The organism is Kitasatospora putterlickiae, assembly GCF_039527695.1.
In the GTDB taxonomy this organism is placed as follows: domain Bacteria; phylum Actinomycetota; class Actinomycetes; order Streptomycetales; family Streptomycetaceae; genus Kitasatospora; species Kitasatospora putterlickiae.
In genome coordinates this window covers 1-5,184 of sequence record NZ_BAAAKJ010000378.1, presented here as the reverse complement: position 1 = coordinate 5,184, position 5,184 = coordinate 1, and the positions used below count along the sequence as shown (strand labels likewise).

Here is a 5,184-nt window from a genome sequence, read left to right as displayed (position 1 = left end):
TCTGGTTCACCGGCGGCGACAAGGAGAACGCGGCCGGCGCCGCCGGACCGCGCCAGGTCAACGTCGTCCACCTGCGCGACCTGCAGGGCAAGGTCTCCAGCGCGCTGCTGGTCAACGACGCCTCCGGGAAGAAGGGCACCGTCCTGCTGCTCCCGGACACCCTGCGGCTGCCCGGTCCCGGCGACCCGCCGGTCACCACGGTCGGCCAGGCCATGGACACCCTCGGCGCCTCCGGCACCCGCGACGGCCTGGCCACCGTGCTCGGCGCCCCGGTCGCCGGCACCTGGCGGCTCGACACGCCGTACCTGGAACTGCTGGTCGCCCAGCTCGGCGGCGTCCGGGTGGACACCAACGCCGAGGTCCACGAGGGCGGCAGGCCGGACGGCAAGGTGCTCGCCGCGGCGGGCAAGAACACCCTGCTCGGCGGGAAGGCCGCGGTCGCCTACGCCACCCTGCAGAACGACGGCGAGAACCGCGACGCCCAGCTCGCCCGGTTCGGCCAGGTGATGGACGCCGTGGTGCGCACCATGCCGGTCGAGTTCAAGGACGCCAAGGACGACGTGCACCGGATGAACGCGGTGCTCGACCCCTCGTTGCCCGAGGACGCCCTCGCCGGGGTGCTCGCGCAGCTGGCACAGCTCGCCAAGACCGGCCAGTTCGGCACCGCCGCGCTGACCGTCAAGCCGGACGGCTCGCTGGACGAGGCCACCGCCGGCAAGCAGGTCAAGGAGGTGCTGGGCGGCACCGTCAAGGCCGCGACCAGCGGCGACGCGCCGGCCAGGGTCTCCATCCAGGACGCCACCGGCAACGACCAGACGGCCGCCGCCGCCCAGGTCCAGGTGGTCAACGCGGGCCTCACCTTCGTCCCCGGCGGCGCCAAGGGCGCACCGCAGGCCACCAGTGAGATCCGCTACACCGACGACGCCCGGCAGGCCGCCGCGAAGTCGCTGGCGACCAGTCTCAGCCTGCCGGAGACGGCGGTGAAGAAGGTCACCGACGCGCAGAACGCCGACCTGGTGGTCGTCCTCGGCAAGGACTACACGCCGCCGAAGCCCCAGTAGCCCGTCCCCGGACGGGCCGGCGGCCCCGGAAATCGGTTCCGGGGCCGCCGGGACGGCGTGAGATCCTGGAAGGCGATCCCCGGCGCGCCGCGCACGGGGCGCCCCAAGCCGCCGAGCCGGAAGAACACCGTGACCGCCACTGAGCACAGCCAGGAACTCATCAACGTCGCCGCCCAGGCGGCGGCCGACAAGCTGGCCCACAACATCGTCGCGTTCGACGTCAGCGAGGTGCTGTCGATCACCGACGCCTTCCTGATCGCCTCCGCGAGCAACGACCGCCAGGTCCGCTCGATCGCCGAGGAGATCGAGGACCAGCTGCGCGAGAAGCTGGACATCAAGCCGGTGCGGCGGGAGGGCGAGCGCGAGGGCCGCTGGATCCTGCTCGACTACCTCGACATCGTCGTGCACGTCCAGCACTCCGAGGAGCGCTCCTTCTACTCGCTGGACCGCCTCTGGAAGGACTGCCCCGAGCTGCCGCTGCCGGAGGAGGCCCTCGCCTCCCGCAACCGCCCCGACGCCCACACCGACGCGGCCGGCAACGCCGTCGCCCCGGCCGAGCAGGCCCCGGCGGACGACTTCGGCGCCGAGGACTACAGCTGAGCCGGGGCGCGCGGGGTCCGCGCATCGTCTTCTGGCGGCACGGCCAGACCTCCTGGAACCTCGAATCCCGTTTCCAGGGCACCACCGACATCGAGCTGACCGGGCAGGGCGTGCTGCAGGCGCAGCGGGCCGCCCGGCTGCTCTCCGGCCTGCGTCCGGACCTGCTGATCTCCTCGGACCTCCAGCGGGCCCGGCGCACCGCCGAGGAGCTGGCCACGGTCACCGGCCTGGACGTCGAGCACCACGAGGGCCTGCGCGAGACCTACGCGGGCTCCTGGCAGGGGCTGACCAACGCGGAGATCCGCGAGCGCCACCCCGAGGAGTTCGCGGCCTGGACCAGGGGCGAGCCGGTCCGGCGCGGGGGCGGTGAGCTCGCGACCGAGGTCGCGGACCGCGCCGTGCCGGTGGTGCTGGACGCGGCCGGCAAACTGCCGGAGAACGGCACGCTGGTCGTGGTCAGCCACGGCGGCACCATCCGCACCATGCTCGGGCGGATGCTCGGCCTGGAGCCGGTGCTGTGGGAGTGCTTCGGCGGGCTGTCGAACTGCTGCTGGTCCGTGCTGGGCCGCGGCGCGCGGGGCTGGCGGCTGCTGGAGCACAACGCGGGCACCCTGCCGCAGCCGGTCATCGGCGACGACACCTGAGGTCCCCCGGACAGGGGTGCGGAGGGGGGCCTCGGGGGGCGGATTTCGCAGTTCCGGGCCTTTGCGGTTAGAGTCTTCCTCGTTCGCACGGAGGGAACGCGGCCCGGAAGGGAAGCGGGAGATCCGGTTGGCGAGGGGCTGTAGCTCAGTTGGTAGAGCGCTTGCATGGCATGCAAGAGGTCCGGGGTTCAATTCCCCGTAGCTCCACTCCGTACCCGGGGTCCTGGTGGATCACGTGTGTCGCGGGGCTGTAGCTCAGTTGGTAGAGCGCTTGCATGGCATGCAAGAGGTCCGGGGTTCAATTCCCCGTAGCTCCACAGACGAGGAAGGCCGTCACCCGGTGGGTGGCGGCCTTCCGGCGTTCCCGGAGTCGCCCGGGTTCCCGGCGCTCCCCGAGCGGCGCGCGGGCCGGGCTCAGCGGGTGGGCCCGGTGCGGGAGTGGCCGCACGGGGCGGTCCAGCCGCCCGGCGGCAGCGCCGCCAGCCGCTCCACCCGGGCGCGGTCCTCCGGCCCGTCCGGGGTGTAGACGGCGACGTACGCCTCCGGCACCCCGGGGATCGTCAGGTACGTCGCGTTCAGCCGCATCACGCCCACCACGGGGTGCCGGAACACCTTCAGCGAGGTCGCCCGCGAGGACACCTCCTGGCGGGCCCACAGCCTCCGGAACTCCGCGCTCGCGTCCTGCAGCGACCGCACGTACTCCTCCCAGGCCGGCTCGCCGACGTGCCGGCCGTACGCGCCGCGCAGCACCGCGACCATCTGCGGCAGCTGCTCGTCCCGGTTCAGGAAGGGGTTGCAGCAGTCCGGGCTGGTCACCGTGCACCAGAGGCTGTTGAAGCGGCCGTCGGTCGTCCGCGTCCGGCTGGCGGCGAACAGCGCCGCGTAGCTGGAGTTCCAGGCCAGCACGTCGTACCGGCTGTTGGAGACGGCGGCCGGCAGCGGCACCAGCGCGTCCAGGATCAGCTGGGCCGACGGGTCCAGCACCGGGTCGGGGTCCGCCGGGCGCCGCTCCGCCACCCCGGCCAGCCGGAACAGGTGCTCGCGCTCGGCGGCGTCCAGCAGCAGCACCCGGGCCACCGCCGTGAGCACCTGCGCGCTGGCGTTGATCCGCCGCCCCTGTTCGAGCCACGTGTACCAGGTGACCCCGACCCCGGCGAGCTGGGCCACCTCCTCGCGGCGCAGGCCCGGCGTGCGGCGGCGCAGGCCGGGCGGCAGGCCGACGTCCCCGGGGGAGACCCGGGCACGGCGGGCGCGCAGGTACTCGGCCAGCTCGGTGCGGCGGCGGTCGCGCCGGCCGGCGGGGGCCTGGCCGACCGAAGTCCTGTCCGCGGGGGCGGGCTTGACGGTGCCGGGGGTGTCCACGACGGTCATACCCGCCATCGTGCCGCAGCCCGGCGGGGCGTGACAGGTGCTGCCAGTACCAGGATCGGCAGGCTCTAACCACTGGTACCGGGCCGTCGCGAGGCTCGACGCATGACCGATCTCCAGACCCGGCGCCGTCCGGCCGGGACCGACTCGCCGACCGGCGGGGCCGCCGCCAGGGCCGGGACGGCGTCCGTCGCCCGGCCCGGCCCGCTCCTCGCGCTCGTCCTCAGCGGCCAGTTCATGGCCGTGCTCGACGCCGCCATCGTCAACGTCGCGGTGCCGACCATCCGCACCGACCTGCACGCCTCCGGTGCCGCCCTCCAGTTCGTGGTGGCCGGCTACGCCATCGCCTACGCCGTCCTGCTCATCACCGGCGCCAGGCTCGGCGCCCGCTACGGCTACAGCCGGATGTTCCAGAGCGGCCTGGCCGCCTTCACCGCCGCCTCACTGGCCTGCGGGCTCGCCCCCACCACCGGCTGGCTGATCGCCTTCCGGCTGCTCCAGGGCGCCGGGGCGGCCCTGATGGTCCCCCAGGTGATGAGCCTCGTCCAGCGGACCTTCACCGGCCAGGCCAGGATCCGCGCCCTGGGCCTCTACTCGGCCGTCCTCGCCGGCGGCATCGCGGCCGGGCAGGTGCTCGGCGGGGTGCTGGTCAACGCCGACCTGTTCGGCGCCGGCTGGCGTCCGGTCTTCCTGGTCAACCTGCCGATCGGCGTGGTGCTGCTGGCGGCCGGCTCCCGGCTGCTGCCGAGGCTGCCCGGCGACCGCGACCGCGGATTCGACCTGCCCGGCCTGCTGGTGCTCGCCGCCGCGCTCGGGCTGCTCGTCGTCCCGCTGGTGCTCGGCCACGAGCTCGGCTGGCCCGGCTGGGGCTGGGCGATGCTCGGCGCGAGCGCCCTGCTGTTCGCCCTGTTCGCGATCGTCGAGTGGCGGATCGCCCGGCGTGGCGGACAGCCGCTGATCAGCGGGCGGGTGCTCGGCGCGGCCGGGCTGCTGCCCGCCGTCGGCGCGGTGTTCATGATCATGCTGGCGTTCGCCGGTTTCATGTTCTCCTTCGCCCTGCACCAGCAGTCCGGACTCGGGTCCAGCGCCCTGCGCGCCGGGCTCTGCTCGGCCCCGATCGCCGTCGGCTTCGGTGTCGCCGGCCTGCACTGGCAGCGGCTGCCCCGGCGCCTGCACGGCGTCCTGCCCTGGCTGGGAACCGGCCTGCTCGCCGTCGGCTACCTGGCGCTCGGCCTCCTGCTGCGCGACGGGGCCGCGATCGGGGTGGGGCCGCTGCTGCTCTCCGCCGCCCTCGGGGCGCTGGCTGGCTGCGCCTACGCGCCGCTGTTCGGCCGGGCGCTCGCCCGGGTCGATCCCGCCGACGCGGCGGACGCCAGCGGGTTCGTGGCCAGCGCGGTGCAGCTCGGCCAGGTGGTCGGCATCGCGCTGATCGGCTCGGTGTTCCTCGGCGCGGCCGACCGGTCGGCGTCGGCCGGGGACTCCGGGCGCGCGCTGCTGCTCGCCATGGCGGC

5 protein-coding genes and 2 tRNA genes are annotated in these 5,184 nt (G+C 74.3%); 6 read left to right on the top strand and 1 reads right to left on the bottom strand.

Annotated elements, in window-relative coordinates; genetic code table 11:
• The 5 genes from ABD308_RS33285 to ABD308_RS33265 form a co-directional block, all read left to right on the top strand.
• On the top strand, nucleotides 1-1,061 hold a 1,061-nt coding region (locus tag ABD308_RS33285; RefSeq protein WP_344343361.1), incomplete at its 5' end, for a LytR C-terminal domain-containing protein.
• Between the two features lie 129 nt (nucleotides 1,062-1,190).
• A complete protein-coding gene (gene rsfS, locus ABD308_RS33280) occupies nucleotides 1,191-1,661 on the top strand; it encodes a ribosome silencing factor (protein WP_344343359.1) in 471 nt (156 codons plus the stop codon).
• Nucleotides 1,658-2,305, top strand: coding sequence for a histidine phosphatase family protein (locus ABD308_RS33275; RefSeq protein ID WP_344343363.1), 648 nt, complete (start codon nucleotides 1,658-1,660; stop codon nucleotides 2,303-2,305). The genes rsfS and ABD308_RS33275 overlap by 4 nt, the downstream gene beginning before the upstream one ends.
• 134 nt (nucleotides 2,306-2,439) lie before the next feature.
• Nucleotides 2,440-2,512: transfer RNA gene (locus tag ABD308_RS33270), tRNA-Ala, on the top strand.
• 37 nt (nucleotides 2,513-2,549) lie between these two features.
• A tRNA-Ala gene (locus ABD308_RS33265) sits at nucleotides 2,550-2,622 on the top strand.
• Between the two features lie 97 nt (nucleotides 2,623-2,719).
• On the opposite strand, the gene ABD308_RS33260 is transcribed toward ABD308_RS33265, so the two are convergent.
• Nucleotides 2,720-3,676, bottom strand: a complete 957-nt coding sequence (locus ABD308_RS33260) for a helix-turn-helix transcriptional regulator (protein WP_344343357.1) — start codon at nucleotides 3,674-3,676, stop codon at nucleotides 2,720-2,722.
• 102 nt (nucleotides 3,677-3,778) lie between these two features.
• Here ABD308_RS33260 and ABD308_RS33255 point away from each other — a divergent pair.
• Nucleotides 3,779-5,184, top strand: a 1,406-nt coding sequence (locus tag ABD308_RS33255; RefSeq protein ID WP_344343355.1) for an MFS transporter, incomplete at its 3' end; no start/stop codon positions are given.